The organism is Kitasatospora sp. HPM-01-4 (assembly GCF_051374625.1).
Lineage (GTDB): Bacteria > Actinomycetota > Actinomycetes > Streptomycetales > Streptomycetaceae > Kitasatospora.
Map to the genome: position 1 here is coordinate 7,649,495 of NZ_JBPQGP010000005.1, position 15,988 is coordinate 7,665,482.

Below are 15,988 nucleotides of genomic sequence, written 5' to 3' on the forward strand. Positions count from 1 at the left end.
GCCCGCCGCCGCACCCGAAAGAAGGCCTCGATGACCCTCACCCCGCCTCCCTCGGTCCTGGGGGACACCCCGGCCCCCGAGGACCCGCTCGCCGCCACCGACGTGGTCCGGATCTGCCGGGACCTGCTGCGGATCGACACCACCAACCCCGGCGACGACAGCGGACCGGGCGAGCGCGTGGCCGCCGAGTACGTCGCCGCCCAGCTCGCCGAGGCCGGGATCGAGCCGCTGCTCACCGAGTCGGCACCGCGCCGGACCAGTGTGCTGGCCCGCCTCGCGGGCACCGACCCCGGCCGCGCACCGCTGCTCGTCCACGGCCACCTGGACACCGTGCCGTTCGACGCCGCCGACTGGATGAGGCACCCGCTCTCCGGTGAGCTGCACGACGGCTGCCTGTGGGGCCGTGGAGCGGTGGACATGAAGGGCGCCGTCGCCACGACGATCGCCCTCGTACGCTCCTGGGCCAGGACCGGCCGCCGTCCGCGCCGGGACCTCGTGCTCGCCTTCCTCGCCGACGAGGAGACCACCGGTGAGCTCGGCTCGCGCTTCGTCGTCTCGCGGCACCGGGAGTACTTCGCGGACTGCGCCGAGGCCATCGGGGAGTCCGGGGGCTACTCCGTCCCGGTCCGGCCGCAGTCCGGCGACGGAGCCGAACTGCGGCTCTACCCCATCGCGTTGGGCGAGCGCGGCACCGCCTGGATGCAGCTCACCGCCACCGGCCCGGCCGGGCACGGCTCCCGGGCCGCCGCCGACAACGCCGTCGCCACCCTGGTCCACGCCCTGTCCCGGCTGGCCGCGCACTCCTGGCCCACCCGGCTGATCCCGGCGGTCGAGGCCCTGCTCGGCGAGCTCGAACGCATCCTGGGCACCACCATCGACCGCGACCGGCTGGAGGCGGAGGCCGTCCGCCTCGGCCGGGCGGGCGAACTCTTCGCCCCCACCGTCCGCAACTGCGCCAACCCCACCGTGCTGCAGGCCGGCAACAAGATCAACGTCATGCCGGGCATCGCCCGGGCACAGGTGGACGGCCGCTTCCTCCCCGGCACCCGGGAGGAGTACCTGGCCACCGTGGCCGAGCTCCTCGGCCCCAGGGTGACAACGGAGTTCATCAACCTGGAGGACGCCGCCGCCGGTGACCACACCGGCCCGGTCTTCGCCGCGATGGCCGCCGCCCTGCGGGCCGAGGACCCGGCCGGACACCCCGTCCCGTACCTGATGTCCGGCGGGACCGACGCCAAGACCTTCGCCCCGCTGGGCATCGACTGCTACGGCTTCGCGCCGCTGCGCCTCGACTCCACCCTGCACTACCAGCGGATGTTCCACGGCGTGGACGAGCGCGTGCCGGTGGACGGCCTCGGCTTCGGGCTCCGCGTCCTGGACCGCTTCCTGGGGTCGTACTGACGTACCGTCGGCTTTCCGCCCGGGCACCTCGGTTGACACGAGTTGCGATGTTCAACGAGCCGTGAGGCCCGGAGTGCGTCCAGCCGGCCCCGGCGGACTCGGGTCTAAAGATGCCGCATCCACAGGTTGGTCTCGGCGTAGACCCCCTGGTCACTCCCGCAGTCGATCTCGAGGAGGTCCAGCGCGTCCGGAACGACGTAGGTCCCGGTCTGCGGGAAGGCCATACCCGTCCACTTCTCCCACTCGGCAACGGTTCCGGGGACGACCATGGAACGCGGAGCGGGGGCGAGGATCGTCGCCCCGAGGCGCTGGTGGGTACGGATCCATGGATCGAGGTGAAGACCGTCGCCACGCGTCCAGCGGGCGAAATCCTCCATCGACGCCAGGGGGTACTTCGCCTTGAGGGCCGGCCGCACCGGTGCGATCACACGTCGCAGCCCGGCGTCGACAGCACGATCGCGTAGTGCGGTGATCACCTTCCCGGCCAGTCCGCCGCGTGTGCGATCGGACCGCACGGTGACGGCCATGATGCAGAGGGTGTCAGGCCTGACCGAGTTCTCATGCTCCGTCACCGCACGGACCAGGGCGCCGTCATAGCCGTCCGGGAGCGTGGCGACATCGCCGTCCCAGCGCAGGGCCACCGCCCTCCCATCGGCCACCACCGCTCCGTCCTCCAGGAGCAGCACGTCGAACGTCGGAAAGTAACTCCCGGCCTGGTGACGGTAGTTGTTCGAGATCGGGTCGTGCAGGACGAACGTCGGCCAGCCGCCTCTGAGGGCGGCCTTGGCCTGCTCGTGGAGATCGGGGTGCTCGCCGGTGGTGACGATCTCGGTCATGGGCATCCGTGGATCATAGAGGACCGGTTTACGCCCTGTACCGGCCTGGTACGGCTCTGCGACTGGTGCGGCCGTCAACGCGGGGCGGCCGGCTCGCACCGCCCGACTGCCCGGCCGAGTTCGCGGGGGCTCGCCGGTGAACCTGATTGTCAGAAGGGTCGGTCCCTGCCATGCTCGTTGTACATGATCCTCAATCGCCGCACACTGATCACAGCGCTGGCGGCGGCACCGGTGCTGAGCACCACCTCCGGTGCCGTGGGAAGTTCTCCGGCCAGGGCCGCGGGTGACGTCTACGCCTCAAACACCGCCCTGTACGCGGACATAGACCTGGTTGAGGGAGTGGACTACGGCCGGCGGTACCGTCGGCACCCGCTCGACGGCGTCGGCTCGACCGGCCGTTCGGCCCTGGCGCGGACCACCGTGATCGCCCCGCACGGCGGCGGTATCGAGCCCGGCACCTCCGAACTCTGCCTGGCGATAGCCGGATACCATCCGGCGGATCTGGCACCCACCCCCGCTGCGGGGCCGGTGCACGACTACTGGATGTTCGAGGGCCTGCGCTCGGCCGGGAACGCCGCGCTGCACGTCACCGCGACGCACTGCGACGACACGGCCGCCCGGTCGCTCTGCGGCGGCAGTCTCAACGTGCTGTCGCTGCACGGCTGCAGGCCCTCGCGGGCCGGTCTGGCACCCGAAGCCCGGGCGGTGCTGGTGGGAGGGCTCAACACCACCCTGCGGCAGTACCTGATGGAGGAGTTCGCCGCGGTCGGCATCCGGGCGGTGACGGCCTCGGGGGACGAGGAGATCGCCGGTCTCTCTCCGGCGAACATCTGCAACCGCACCCTGCTCGGGATGGGTGCCCAGTTGGAGATCAGCACCGAGCTGCGCGCCGCGATGTTCGCGGCCGGGAAGAACACCACGGCGGACCGTGCCGCCGGCACCCTGCCGCTGTTCTGGTCCTTCGTGCACGCGGCGCGCACCGCGATCGAGCGGGTGGAGACCGGTCAACGGGTGCTCTGACGGCGGGAAGTGGCCGGGCCGCCGTGCTCAGGCGGCCCGCAGCCGCCGTCGGTACCACGCCGTCCACGTCAACAGCACTGCGAGTACCGCCAGTTCGACGGCGGTGGAGAGCCCGGCCACCATCGTGACCGGCAGTGTCCAGAGCAGTGCCAGCCGTGCCAGCGCCTCGGCGAGCAGCGCGGCGCCCCACACCGCGCTCAGCAGCCGCACCCCGCGCCGCTCCCTCGCGGTGGCCGGTGCGCGCCCTGGGTGCAGGCGCCGGGCGAAGTACCCGAGCGCGGGTGTGCGGGTGGCGCAGCTGGCCAGGAACACCAGCCCGGCCAGTCCGCTGGTGGCGGGGTCGCGGGCGAGCAGCATCCGCTCGTCGTGGGCCAGCAGCGCGATGGCGAGCATCAGCGCGTACGTGCCGAGCATCAGCCCGGCCAGCGCGTCGATGCGCCGTCTGCGCACGGAGGTCCCCAGCAGCCAGGTGCCGGCGACCGCGGTGGCGGCGAACAGTGAGGTGGTGATGGTGCACCCGGCCGCCTGGGTGGCGTAGAAGGTGGCGGGTGAGAGTGCGGTGTCACAGGCCAGGCCGATGATCCTGGCCCTGGCCGCGGGCGATCGCCCGCCCGCGCGGTCGGGTGCCGTCGATCCGGAGCCGGTGTTCCCCGCTCCGGCGCTCTGCGGCGCCCGCCCGTCGTTCGTCGCCTCCGGCTTCGGTGCGCCCTCCGGTGCGGGAGACGTTCCGGCGCTGCCCACGGTCTGCTGAGTAGCCATGACCCTGAGGCTAGGAACGGGGCCGCGGGGAGGGATCGGCCCACGGGGGGAGAGCCGTGTGGAGAAGCCGCCCGGCGTGCTCTCCACCCGTGGTGGGAGACCGTCCGCCGGGGGATCTCGCGAGGGGTTGCGCCGTGCGCCGACCATATGTTTTACGAGTAAATCAGTTGCTAATCTTCTTGGTATGGCCGCACAGTCTCCGACCGCCCGACCGGTCCGCCGCTTCCCCCTGCCACCGCTGCGCCAAGTGCTCGGGCTGGGCGCACCGGCGGACATCTGGCACAAGCCCGCGGTCAGCGCCGTCGTCACCCTGGCGGCCCTGAACTTCACCCTGCTCGCGCTCGGCCGGCTCGACCTCGCGCTCTACACCTCGGCCGGCGGCCTCTGCGCCCTCTACGGCCACGGGCTCCCGTACGCCGCCCGGGCCCGCACCCTCGCCCAGGTGGCCGCGGGCACGTTCCTCAGCACGGCCGTCGCACTCACCGCCGCCTCGCTCACCCGGTCCGCCGCCGTCCTGGTCGCGGTCAGCGCCGTCCTCGCCGCACTCCACAAGCTCGCCTGCGACGCGGCCCGGATCGGCCCGCCCGGCAACATCATCGTGACCTTCACCAGCGCCAGCTGCGCCTTCGTACCGCAGCGCCCCGCCGAGCTGCCCGGCCACCTGGCGCTCACCGCCCTCGGCGCCGCCGTGGCCTGGCTGGTCTGCATGGCCCCGGCCCCGGTCCGGCCGCTCGGACCCGAGCGGATCCTCACCGCACGCGCCCTCCAGGCCGCCGTGCGCCTCCTGCTGAGCGAACCCGCCCGGCGCCCCGCCGCCCGGACGGCGCTCGCCGCCGCCGTCAACGCCGCCCGCCACACCCTCGCGCTCAGCTCGGCCGCCGCCGCCGCCGGCACCGGGCCGCGCCGTCAGGCCGTGGCCGACCTGGAACGCCTGCTCGTCCGCAGCGAATCCGCGCTGGCCTCCGCCGGGCCGCACCCGGCCGCCGACACCGCCTCCGGAACCGCCGCCGACACCGCCGCGCAGTACCAGCGCTGGGCCCGCGACCTGCGGAGCAACCGCCCACTGCCCACCCTCGACCTCACCGCCGCCGAGGCCGCCGAACTGCGCGGCACGGCCGACGAGGCAGCGGCGGCCGCACACCGCCCACCCCGGTGGCACGCACTGCGCCCGGGCTCGCCGCTGCTGCCGATCGGACTCAGGGTCGCGCTCGGCTGCGCCGCCGCCGGATGGGCTTCGACGGCCCTGGGGGTCGGACGGCCCGCATGGGCGGTGGTCACCGCCGCCTCGGTCTTCCAGGCCAGCGCCGCCATGTCCTGGCAGCGCGCGATCCAGCGGGTACTGGGCAACCTGCTAGGGCTGCTCCTGTTCACCGCGCTGCTGCCCGTCTCCCGCTCGGGGCAGCTCGCCCTGATACTGCTCGGCCTGGCCTGCCAGTTCGGGGCGGAGGCGACGATCGCCCGCAACTACTGGCTGGCGAGCACCTTCGTGACGCCGATGGCCCTGCTGATGACCGAGTTCGCCCACTACCAGCCCGCCCGGACCCTGGTGGCCGACCGCTGGCTGGACACCTGCCTCGGCGCCCTGCTGGGCCTCGCCGCCTGCCTCCTGGTCACCAACCGCCGCACCGCCACCCGCCTCGACCTCGCCCTCGCCGAGCTCCTCGCCGCCACCGGGGCGGCCCGCACCGCCGCCCACCCGCCGGCCGCCGCCGAGGCCCGCCACCGGCTCTCCCGCGCACTGGTGGAACTCCGCGAGGCCGCCGACACCGCCTCCGGCGAATGGTGGCAGCGGGCGCTGCCCCAGACCCGGATCGCCGCCGCCGAGCAGGAGGGCCACCGGCAACTGGCCGCCATGCTCGACCGGCGCGCCTGCCGGCCCGCTCCGGCCTGCCCCTAGGATCGAGGTCCGGCCACCGGACCCGCCGCACCCGCGCACGGGCCGGCCCGGAACCGAGCACCGGCCCGGACAGCGACCGCCCGGTGCGGCAGAGGGGAGCACCGTACGTGGAGGACGCCGTCGCGGGCGTACTGCGGCAGTGGCAACAGGCCTTTCCCGGCCTGGACACCGAACCGGTCGCGGTCATCGGCCGGATCAACCGCTGCGCCGCCCTGCTGCAGCAGGGCAGCACCGGTCCGCTCACCCGCGAAGAGCTCACCCGTCCCGAGTTCGACATCCTCGGCGCGCTGCGCCGGACGGGCCGTGAGCTGACGCCCACCCAGCTGGCCCGGGAGACCTTCGCCTCGGGCGCCGCGGTCACCAAACGGCTGCGGCAGCTGGAGGGACGCGGCCTGGTCGCCCGCCGCACCGACGAGCGCGACCGCCGCGTCTCGCACCTCTCGCTCACCACCGCCGGCCGCGGTCTCGTCGACCGGATCTACCCCGAACTCCTGGCCTACGACCGGGCGTTGCTCTCAGGCCTGACCGCGGGCGAACGCGAGGACCTGGCCAGGGCGCTGGGCCGCCTGCTGCTCGTCCTGGAAGGCAGCAGCGGCAGCACCCCGCTCTGACGGCCGGTACGCGGGAACCCGGCCCGGGACGGACCGGGCCGCCCGCTCGTCCCGCCGACCGTGCGCCGGGGCTACTCCTCGATCGCCCCGCCCACGGACCGCAGGTGGTCCCGGAAGGTCAGCGAGGGGTTCTCCCCGCGGGCGACGAGGTAGGCGTCGAACCCGAGCTGGCTGCGCAGCGAGGCACCCGAGTGGATCCGTTCGGCCTGCTGCCGCTCGGTGTCGCGGATCGACTCCGCGAGAGCGATGAGCTCCTCGGCGTGGGCGGCCGGTACGAAGAGCACACCGTCGTCGTCGCCGAGCACCAGGTCCTCACGGCTCACCGTCCACTCGCCGACGGTGGCGGACTCCAGTACGTCCTTGGGCCGGTCGTCGAGGCGCTGCGGGCCGGTCGGGAGCGCACCCAGGCTGAACACCGGCAGCCTGAGCGCCCGGATGTCGGCGGTGTCGCGGTGCAGCCCCCAGATCACGATCCCGTCCAGCCCGGCGCTCCTGGCCTCCAGGACCACCAGGTCTCCCACGCACGCCTCGTCCAGCCGCCCGCCGTTGTCGACGACCAGGACGTCGCCGGGCGCGGCCCCCTCGAAGGCCTCCAGGAAGACGTCGACGCTGCCGACGTGCCGGGTCGGACACGCCCGCCCGGCCACCCGTCCGCCGGGCACCACGGCGTGCAGGCCCGACGGCGCGCAGCGCACCGGGATCCGGGTGCGGATGCAGGCGTCCGCCACATGAGCGGTGGTCAGCGTCGCGAACCGCCGCCGGAGCTCCTGGTGGTCCATACCGAGTCGTCCTCTCTCGCCGTGTGATCCTCCCGTGCAGGCTTCATTGTGCTGGGCGCCCGGGCCGTGCGGAACCGCCGTGCCGGAACGGGCGGGACGAGACCGGTCACGGCTGCTCGCGGCCCGGTCACGGCTCCCGGCGCGAACCGCCGGCCATCGCCCTGAGCGTGCGGCCGGAGCAGGCGCGCCGCCCGGTTCGCCGCCCCGTCATTCCGGCCCACGGGACCGCCGGGGCGGCACAATCGGAGCGTCGCACCGTCGGCCGGCGGTGCCCCCAGCACCGAGTACGGAGGCCAGGATGACCAGTGCGACGGACCTGTTGGCCGATGCCTTCGACCGAGTCCGGGAGGCCGTCCACGAGGCGGTCAAAGGGCTCACCGCCGCCCAGCTGACCGAGCGCCCGGACGAGAAGGCCAACAGCATCGCCTGGCTGGTCTGGCATCTGACGCGCGTCCAGGACGACCATCTCGCGGACGCCGCCGGCACCGAGCAGCTGTGGACCGCCGACGGCTGGTACGACCGGTTCGCGCTGCCGTTCCCGGTCTCAGCGACCGGCTACGGCCAAAGCTCCGACGAGGTGGCCGCGGTTCGGGTCAACTCCCGCAAGCTGCTGACCGATTACCACGACGCCGTGCACCAGCGCACCGTCGCCTTCGTCGGCGGACTGCGAGACGCGGACCTGCGCCGGGTGGTGGACGAGGCCTGGACCCCGCCGGTCACCCTGGCCGTCCGGCTGGTGAGCGTGATCTCCGACGGTCTGCAGCACGCCGGTCAGGCGGGCTATCTGCGCGGCCTGGTGCGCCGACGGTAGTGCCCGCGCCGGTCCGGGGGACAGCGCGGGCGCCGGGATGGGATCCTGCTTGCCCGAAGGCAGGCGAACGAGCCCGCGGGCGAGGGCGGATCGGAGTGGGGCATGCTGTCTGTTGTCGCGGGACCGTGGCGCGGGGCGCCGGTCGTGCTGCGGAACGCCGAGGTGCCGCACGACGCGGCGAGCACCATGAAGATGGCCGTGCTGGCGGCCGTCCACCGCAGCGGTCTCGACCTGGACGCCGCCGTACCGGTGGTCAACGAGTTCACCTCGGTGGTGGGCGGCAGCTACGCCAACGACCCGGAGTACGACAGCGATCCCGAGCCGTGGCGGCTGCTGGCACAGGGCGGTTCTGAACCGCCCACCGCCCCGCTGCGCTGGCTCGCCGAGCGGATGATCACGCACTCCTCGAACCTGGCCACCAACATCTGTCTGGCGCAGGTGGGCCGGGAAGCCGTGGCCGAGGCGTGGCGGCGGGCGGACGCCACCCGCAGTGCGAGCCCCCGCGGTATCGAGGACTACGCCGCCCGCGCGGCCGGCGTGCACAACCGGGTCACCGCGCTCGACCTGGTGCGGATGCTGGAGTCGCTGGAGCCCGAACCGCTCGCGCTGCTGGAGCGCAACGCCTGGCGGGTGGACCTGGCGGCCGGACTTCCCCCGGGCACCCGGATCGCCTTCAAGAACGGCTGGATCCGGGGCGCGCGGCACAGCGCCGGCGTCGTCCACCCCGAGGACTGCGCGCCGTACACGCTCGCGGTCTGCTACACCGGCCCGCTGGCCTCGGGGCACGACGAACTCGACCCGGCCGCCGGGATGCTGGCGCGGATCTCGGCCCGGGTCTGGGAGCGGCGGCACCAGCTGGTGCGGTGACCCCGCGGGACGGCCGCTGCGCCGTGTGGTCCGGAGCCCGCACGAAGTCGTCCGCGGGCGGGTTCAGACGGTCAGGGTGCGGATCGGGGCGCCGGCGAGGTAGGCGCCGATGTCGGCGACCGCCTCGGTGAAGTAGGTGCGGTAGTTGGCGTGGGTGACGTAGCCCAGGTGGGGAGTGGCCAGCACGTTGGGGAGGGTGCGCAGCGGGTCGTCGGCCGGGAGCGGCTCGATGTCGAAGACGTCCAGGCCGGCGCCGGCGATGCGGTGCTCGGACAGGGTCGCGACCAGTGCGGTGCGGTCGACGATGGCCGCCCGCGAGGTGTTGACCAGGTAGGCCGAGGGGCGCATCAGGGCGAGTTCGGGGCCCGAGACCAGGCCCCTGGTCCGGTCGCCGAGCACCAGGTGGACCGAGACGAAGTCGCTGGTCTCCAGCAGCTCCTCCTTGGAGGAGGCCAGTCGGACGCCGACCTGCCCGCAGCGGTCCTCGGTCAGGTGCTGACTCCAGGCGACCACGTCCATCCCGAACGCCCGGCCGACGGCGGCCACCTTGCTGCCGATCTTGCCGAGGCCGAGCAGGCCGAGCGTGCGGCCGTACAGGTCGGTGCCGACCGTGCTCTGCCACGGGCCGCCGGTGCGCAGCGCGGTGCTCTCGGCGGTGAGGCTGCGGGCCAGGCCCAGGATCAGCGCCCAGGTCAGCTCGACCGGTGGTGTGGAGGAACTCGCCGTGCCGCAGACCGTCACACCGTGCGCCGCCGCCGCGGCCAGGTCGATCGAGGCGTTGCGCATACCGCTGGTGATCAGCAGCCTCAGCCGGGGGAGCCGGGCGAGGAGCGAGGCGGGGAAGGGTGTCCGCTCCCGCATGACGACCACGATCTCGCAGTCGCCGATGGCTGCCACCAGTTCGTCCTGATCCTCGAAGTGCCGCCGGTGGCTGGTCACTTCGACCGCCTCGGCGACCTGGGACCAGTCGGCCATGGACAGCGCCACGCCCTGGTAGTCGTCGAGAACCGCACAACGGATCGTCATCCCGCACCCCTCTGGCCCCGGCCCCGTGCCGGTGGTCGGTCCTCCGGACGGCCGCCGGTCATCGTAGCTTCCACCCCCGGACGGCGGAGGGGATCCGGTCCGGTGCCGGCTGAGAGGGCGAAGATGCGCTCGCGGCGTGGTGGGAAGCGGCGGGCGGCGCGGTTCGCGGCGGCGGCCTACGGTGGAGGTTCAGGCCGTCTGCCCGGGCGATCGGTGGCCGGGAGCGCGTCGCCACCGGCATGGACCGCCGCCGACGCCCGGGGGTGGGTGTCGGAGAGGGGCGATCACGAGATATCTTGATATCAAGACGTTGTAGCCGTGAAGCGGAGCACCGATGACTGACTCGACCATCATCTACACGCACACCGACGAGGCCCCTGCCCTGGCCACGTACTCGTTCCTGCCGGTGGTCCAGGCGTACGCCGCGACGGCGGGCGTCCGTGTGGAAACCCGTGACATCTCTCTGGCCGGGCGCATCATCGCGAGCTTCCCGGAGCGTCTGGAGGAGGGCCAGCGCATCGGTGACGCCCTCGCCGAGCTCGGGGAGCTCGCCAAGACGCCCGAGGCCAACATCATCAAGCTGCCGAACATCTCGGCCTCCATCCCGCAGCTCAAGGCCGCGGTCGCCGAGCTGCAGGCGCAGGGCTACGCGCTGCCGGACTACCCGGACGACCCGCAGACCGACGAGGAGCGCGAGATCCGCGCCCGTTACGACAAGGTCAAGGGCAGCGCCGTCAACCCGGTGCTGCGCGAGGGCAACTCCGACCGGCGCGCCCCCGGCTCGGTGAAGAACTACGCCAAGAAGCACCCGCACCGCATGGGTGCCTGGACGGCCGACTCCAAGACCAACGTCGCCACCATGGGCGCCGACGACTTCCGCTCCACCGAGAAGTCCGCGGTCGTCGCCGAGGCCGGTTCGCTGCGCATCGAGCTGGCGGCCGAGGACGGCAGCACCACCGTGCTGCGCGAGTCGGTGCCGGTGCTGGCCGGTGAGGTCGTCGACGCCTCCGTGATGCGCGTCGCCGCGCTGCGCGAGTTCCTGGCCGCCCAGGTCGCCCGCGCCAAGGCCGAGGGTGTGCTGTTCTCGGTCCACCTGAAGGCCACCATGATGAAGGTCTCCGACCCGATCGTCTTCGGCCACGTGGTCCGCGCCTTCTTCCCGAAGACCTTCGCCGCCTACGGCGAGGTGCTCGCCGCCGCCGGCCTGAGCCCGAACGACGGCCTCGGCGCCATCCTCAACGGCCTGGGCGCGCTGCCCCAGGGCGAGGAGATCAAGGCGTCCTTCGACGCCGAGCTGGCCGAGGGCCCGGCGCTGGCCATGGTCGACTCCGACCGCGGCATCACCAACCTGCACGTCCCGAGCGACGTCATCGTCGACGCCTCCATGCCGGCCATGATCCGCACCTCCGGCCACATGTGGGGCCCGGACGGCCAGGAGGCCGACACCCTCGCCGTCCTCCCGGACAGCAGCTACTCCGGCGTCTACCAGGCCGTCATCGAGGACTGCCGTGCCCACGGCGCCTTCGACCCGGCCGCGATGGGCTCGGTGCCGAACGTCGGTCTGATGGCGCAGAAGGCCGAGGAGTACGGCAGCCACGACAAGACCTTCGAGATCAAGGCCGCCGGTACGGTCCGGGTCGTCGACGCCGAGGGCAACGTCGTCCTGGAGCAGCCGGTCAACGCCGGTGACATCTTCCGGATGTGCCAGACCAAGGACCTGCCGATCCAGGACTGGGTCAAGCTCGCCGTCACCCGCGCCCGCGCCACCGGCGACCCGGCCGTGTTCTGGCTGGACGAGGACCGTGCGCACGACGCCGCCCTGATCGAGAAGGTCAAGGCGTACCTGCCGCAGCACGACACCGAGGGCCTGCAGATCGAGATCAAGTCGCCGGTCGAGGCGACCAAGTTCTCCCTGGAGCGCATCCGCCGCGGCGAGAACGCCATCTCGGTCACCGGCAACGTGCTGCGTGACTACCTGACCGACCTGTTCCCGATCCTGGAGCTCGGCACCAGCGCCAAGATGCTCTCGATCGTCCCGCTGATGAACGGCGGCGGCCTGTTCGAGACCGGCGCCGGCGGCTCCGCGCCCAAGCACGTCCAGCAGCTGGTCAAGGAGAACTACCTGCGCTGGGACAGCCTGGGCGAGTTCTTCGCCCTCGCGGCCAGCTTCGAGCACCTGGCGCAGACCACGGGCAACGCGCGCGCCCAGGTCCTCGCCGACACGCTCGACCGCGCCACCGGCACCTTCCTCGACGAGAACAAGTCGCCGAGCCGCCGCCTGGGCGGCATCGACAACCGCGGCAGCCACTTCTTCCTGTCCCTCTACTGGGCCCAGGAGCTGGCCAAGCAGACCGAGGACGTCCAGCTGGCCGAGGCCTTCGCGCCGCTCGCCAAGACCCTGTCCGAGCAGGAGCAGGCCATCGTCGCCGAGCTGATCGCGGTCCAGGGCTCGCCGGCCGAGATCGGCGGCTACTACCAGCCCGACCCGGCCAAGGCCGCGGCCGTGATGCGTCCGTCGCAGATCTTCAACGAGGCTCTCGCGACCCTCGCCTGATCCGCGTCGCAGTACCGAAGGGGAGGCCCCCGGACCCGTCCACGCGGACGGGCCCCGGGGGCCTCTCCCGTCGCACCGCCCGGTAGTGTCGCGGCCGACAACGGTTCGGACGAGGGGGACGACATGGCGAAGGTGACGGACGGGGACGACGCGCGCGGGGCGGCCCGGCTGCCGGATACGGGGGCTGCTACCGCGTACCCGCCCGCCGGGGCGTACCGGCGAGCGGTCGTGCTCGGCGCCGGGGGAGTGGTCGGCATCGCCTGGATGGCCGGGCTCGCCGACGGCCTGCGCGCCGCCGGGGTGGACCTGGCCGAGGCCGAGCTCACCGTCGGCACCTCGGCGGGCGCGGTGGTCGGCACCCTGCTGGCCACCGGCCAGGACCCGGCCCGCCTCGCCACCCCGCTGCGGCCCGACGACCCCGGCGCCAGGCCCACCCGGGTGGACGGGCGCCGCATGGGCGAGGTCTTCGCCGTGCTCGGCGGGGCCGAGGCCGACCCCACCGGGGCTCGCTGCCACGCGGGCCGGATCGCGCTCGCCGCCGACACCGGTCCCGAGGAGGCGCACCTCGCCCGGATGGGCGCCCTGGCCGGTGCGTCCCAGTGGCCGGACCGGAGGCTGCTCATCACCGCGACGGACACCGCGACCGGAGAGCAGAAGGTCTTCGACCGGGCCGGCGGCGCACCGCTGGTCCCGGCCGTGGCGGCGAGCACCGCCTTCCCGGCCGTCTACCCGCCGATCACCGTCGGCGACCGCCGGTACATGGACGGCAGTCTGCACTCCGGAACCAACGCCGGTCTGGCCCGGGGCGCCCGCGCACTGGTCGTCATCGAGCCGCTGGCGCACATGTTCCCGCGTGAACCGCTCGCCCGGGAACTCGCCGAGGCCGGGGCGGAGGCGGTGGTGACGATCGGCCCCGACCAGGAGACGATCCGGGTCTTCGGCCACGACCAGCACGACCGGACGGCCTGGGAACCCGCCTACCGCGCCGGGCTCCGCCAGGCCGCCGAGCAGGCGCGGCGGGTCGGCGCCGTATGGCAGGAGTCCCCGGCACCGATCGGCTGAGCGGCCGGGCCGCCGACGTCTGCCGGGGACCCGCCCCGGCAGACGGTGCCCGGCGCGTCGTCGGCGGTCGGGTGGCCCGTCCGTCAGCCGTGCCCAGGCCGGGGTGGGGAAGGGCGGTCGCGACGCCAGACCACGAGGCGGTTGGCCGGGTCGAACCGGACGACCCGCCAGTCACGCGGTGCCCCGGGCCAGACGGCGGAGGGCGGACCGTGACGCGGGGCGGGCAGCACGGCCACGTTCGCCTCGGACGGCGGGGGCTGCCGGGTGAAGTCCACGTACCAGACCCGGCCCCGGTAGATCTCGAAGGCCTGCGCGCACTGCATCGCGCGGGGCAGGGAACCGCTCAGCGCGACCAGGTCGTCGGGCCGCAGACCGGCCGCACGGGGGAACCCGGTGACCGCCCAACGAGGTTCGAGCCCCGGCTGGGAGACCAGGACGGTGATCACGCAGGTCGCCGTGACCGCCCAGAGGGCCAGCGCCGCGGTGACGTACGGAACGGCACGCCGGCCCAGCGCGGCGACCGGTCCGACGCAGAGGGCCAGCACGGCGAGTGCCGCCGCGGTGGTGCGCAGCAGGTGGAAGGAGTGCCAGTCGCCGGCGAGGAACGAGGAGTCCGGCAGGGCCCACAGCAGGAACTGCTCGGTACGAAGCCGCTGGCCGGCCAGCATCAGCACGCCCGCTCCGCACCCCCCGGTCAGTGCGGCGGCGGCCGCCGCGAGGTGGAGCAGGGGCCGTCGTGGCAGCCGGTGCAGCGCCGCGCAACCGACCAGGAACAGCGCGGGGGCGAAGAGCGAGAGATAACGGGCGTAGACGTTGTAGTCGAGGCGGTGGTCCTCCGGCAGGGCGGTGGCCGCACCGCCCGCGACCAGCACCGGGGTGGTCAGCAGCGCAGAGGCCACCACCCGCTCTGCCAGCGGAACCTGACGATTCATCAGCAGAGCCGCACACGCCGCGATCCCGGCCCCGCCGATGCCCCAGGTCGAGACGGCGAGATACCAGAGCTGGCCCAGCACCCGGCCGCCGGTGCGGCCCAGCAGGCCGGAGTTCAGCAGACCGGCCAGCGCCTGCGACCCGACCGAGGACGGCGGGGCGTCGGAGAACCGGCCCTGCAGGTAGCGGGCCAGCAGCACGGCGGCGGCCGCCGAGACGCCGAGGGCCGCACCCGCGAGCAGCGCCGCCGCCCGCGCGGTCCAGCCGCGCACCAGGGCGAGGAGCACCACCCCGGCTGTCACCACGGCGAGCACCACGCCCCGGTCGTGCACCGACATCGCATAGCCTGCCAGCAGGCCGAAACCCACACCGCCGGCCGCCCGTCGCCGGAGCGGGCCGTCGCGGAGCAGGGAGTGCAGACAGAGCAGCCAGCCGAGCAGCAGGGCGGGCAGGATCGCGTCGGTCAGCGCGAACTGCGAGTAGAACACCGCCGGCGGCAGCAGGGACGCGGTGCCCGCGACGGCGAGCGCCGGTAAGCCCACGACTCCCATCCGCCGAAGCGCGAGCAGGCCCAGCGGCAGTACCGAGGTGGCGACCAGCGCGTTCACCACCAGCACGAGCCGGTACGCCGCCACCGGATCGTGCGCGAGCGCCAGGGCCGGCGCGACCAGCAGCGAGTAGCCCCCGGGCACGACCACTCCGGCCGGGCTGGCCGTGGCCCGGCCGCCGGCGAGCACCCGGGCGAGTACCAGGTACGCGTCCTCGTCCGGGTGGACCCTGGGCACCGCCCGGTGTCTGACCAGGAACAGGCGGAGGCCGACCTCGCTCAGACACAGCGCCGCAACGGCCCACCGCCGTACCGCCGGACGCCCGGTCCGCCACAGCCTTCCGTGGACTCCGGCGCCCTGGGATCGGTCGGGGGTCTCGATGGCGGCAACCGGCACGGCGAACCTCGACAGTCTGGCGGGGAGGGCTGCGGGCAGCACCGCGCGGGGGGTCTGTCCGGCGGATCTCTCCATCGGACAGGACCCAGTCGGACCGCATCGGCTCACCGCCCGTTCGTCACCGGCTACCAACGCCCCGGCTCGGCGAGCGGATGCGGGCCGGTGGCCTTGGTCAGCCTTCCGGGTGACAGGGTGCGGCTCGCAAGGGCCCGGAAGGTCTTCGGCGAACCCCTCGCAGCGCAACACCGCACTCGGCCGGTACCTGGCCCGCCGGGACGGGCCCGGCTGCTACCGCACCGTCCCGGTCGTCGCCGACCGGACCGACCGGACCGACCCGGCCGTGGAGGACCTGCGCGGCCAGTCCGCCCCGTGAACCATCCCAGTGCCGCGTACCGTTGGAGCACCCCCGATGAACGCACCCCGGGCCCGCCGCGAAGGTCTGCGCGTCAAGGAGATCGCCGACGGCCCGAAGGAGCGGGGGCTTCGATTCC

The 15,988-nt window shown here is 73.7% G+C and carries 14 protein-coding genes; 9 read left to right on the forward strand and 5 right to left on the reverse strand.

All coding sequences use genetic code 11. The features are described 5' to 3' along the window. Window positions 1-57 precede the first annotated feature (57 nt). Window positions 58-1,401, forward strand: coding sequence for a M20/M25/M40 family metallo-hydrolase (locus ACSMTC_RS33120; protein WP_436564887.1), 1,344 nt, complete (start codon window positions 58-60; stop codon window positions 1,399-1,401). 104 nt (window positions 1,402-1,505) lie between these two features. Here ACSMTC_RS33120 and ACSMTC_RS33125 read toward each other — a convergent pair whose 3' ends face one another. Beyond that, window positions 1,506-2,243, reverse strand: a complete 738-nt coding sequence (locus ACSMTC_RS33125) for a hypothetical protein (RefSeq protein ID WP_436563425.1) — start codon at window positions 2,241-2,243, stop codon at window positions 1,506-1,508. Between the two features lie 177 nt (window positions 2,244-2,420). Between ACSMTC_RS33125 and ACSMTC_RS33130 the strand changes: the two genes are divergently transcribed. Next, window positions 2,421-3,257 carry a poly-gamma-glutamate hydrolase family protein gene (locus tag ACSMTC_RS33130; protein ID WP_436563426.1) on the forward strand — a complete coding sequence of 279 codons (837 nt, stop codon included), beginning with the start codon at window positions 2,421-2,423 and terminating at the stop codon, window positions 3,255-3,257. A 27-nt stretch (window positions 3,258-3,284) separates the two neighbouring features. Here ACSMTC_RS33130 and ACSMTC_RS33135 read toward each other — a convergent pair whose 3' ends face one another. Beyond that, the gene (locus ACSMTC_RS33135) at window positions 3,285-4,016 is read right to left on the reverse strand and encodes a VC0807 family protein (RefSeq protein WP_436563427.1); all 732 of its coding nucleotides are present in this window, start codon (window positions 4,014-4,016) and stop codon (window positions 3,285-3,287) included. A gap of 184 nt (window positions 4,017-4,200) precedes the next feature. Between ACSMTC_RS33135 and ACSMTC_RS33140 the strand changes: the two genes are divergently transcribed. Together ACSMTC_RS33140 and ACSMTC_RS33145 are read left to right on the forward strand one after the other, a co-directional pair. Further along, window positions 4,201-5,913 carry an FUSC family protein gene (locus ACSMTC_RS33140; protein ID WP_436563428.1) on the forward strand — a complete coding sequence of 571 codons (1,713 nt, stop codon included), beginning with the start codon at window positions 4,201-4,203 and terminating at the stop codon, window positions 5,911-5,913. 107 nt (window positions 5,914-6,020) lie between these two features. Then, window positions 6,021-6,524, forward strand: coding sequence for a MarR family winged helix-turn-helix transcriptional regulator (locus tag ACSMTC_RS33145; RefSeq protein ID WP_436563429.1), 504 nt, complete (start codon window positions 6,021-6,023; stop codon window positions 6,522-6,524). Window positions 6,525-6,595: 71 nt separating this feature from the next. Here ACSMTC_RS33145 and ACSMTC_RS33150 read toward each other — a convergent pair whose 3' ends face one another. Continuing rightward, window positions 6,596-7,303, reverse strand: a complete 708-nt coding sequence (locus tag ACSMTC_RS33150) for an RraA family protein (RefSeq protein ID WP_436563430.1) — start codon at window positions 7,301-7,303, stop codon at window positions 6,596-6,598. A 298-nt stretch (window positions 7,304-7,601) separates the two neighbouring features. Between ACSMTC_RS33150 and ACSMTC_RS33155 the strand changes: the two genes are divergently transcribed. Together ACSMTC_RS33155 and ACSMTC_RS33160 are read left to right on the forward strand one after the other, a co-directional pair. Continuing rightward, a complete protein-coding gene (locus tag ACSMTC_RS33155; RefSeq protein WP_436563431.1) occupies window positions 7,602-8,114 on the forward strand; it encodes a mycothiol transferase in 513 nt (170 codons plus the stop codon). Between the two features lie 102 nt (window positions 8,115-8,216). Beyond that, window positions 8,217-8,981 carry a serine hydrolase gene (locus ACSMTC_RS33160; RefSeq protein WP_436563432.1) on the forward strand — a complete coding sequence of 255 codons (765 nt, stop codon included), beginning with the start codon at window positions 8,217-8,219 and terminating at the stop codon, window positions 8,979-8,981. A gap of 63 nt (window positions 8,982-9,044) precedes the next feature. Here the strand turns inward: ACSMTC_RS33160 and ACSMTC_RS33165 are convergent, their stop codons facing one another. Then, on the reverse strand, window positions 9,045-10,007 hold the full coding sequence (locus ACSMTC_RS33165) for a D-2-hydroxyacid dehydrogenase family protein (RefSeq protein WP_436563433.1): 963 nt from the start codon (window positions 10,005-10,007) through the stop codon (window positions 9,045-9,047). Window positions 10,008-10,341: 334 nt separating this feature from the next. Between ACSMTC_RS33165 and ACSMTC_RS33170 the strand changes: the two genes are divergently transcribed. Together ACSMTC_RS33170 and ACSMTC_RS33175 are read left to right on the forward strand one after the other, a co-directional pair. Beyond that, complete coding sequence (locus tag ACSMTC_RS33170; RefSeq protein WP_436563434.1) at window positions 10,342-12,561, forward strand: NADP-dependent isocitrate dehydrogenase; 2,220 nt, start codon at window positions 10,342-10,344, stop codon at window positions 12,559-12,561. Window positions 12,562-12,684: 123 nt separating this feature from the next. Continuing rightward, window positions 12,685-13,623, forward strand: coding sequence for a patatin-like phospholipase family protein (locus ACSMTC_RS33175; RefSeq protein ID WP_436563435.1), 939 nt, complete (start codon window positions 12,685-12,687; stop codon window positions 13,621-13,623). Window positions 13,624-13,706: 83 nt separating this feature from the next. Here ACSMTC_RS33175 and ACSMTC_RS33180 read toward each other — a convergent pair whose 3' ends face one another. Continuing rightward, entirely contained in the window at window positions 13,707-15,572 is a 1,866-nt protein-coding gene (locus tag ACSMTC_RS33180; protein ID WP_436563436.1) for a hypothetical protein, read from the reverse strand. A 109-nt stretch (window positions 15,573-15,681) separates the two neighbouring features. Here ACSMTC_RS33180 and ACSMTC_RS33185 point away from each other — a divergent pair, with 109 nt between their 5' ends. Beyond that, window positions 15,682-15,870 (forward strand): hypothetical protein, encoded by a 189-nt coding sequence (locus ACSMTC_RS33185; protein WP_436563437.1) that lies wholly within the window; start codon window positions 15,682-15,684, stop codon window positions 15,868-15,870. Window positions 15,871-15,988: the final 118 nt, after the last annotated feature.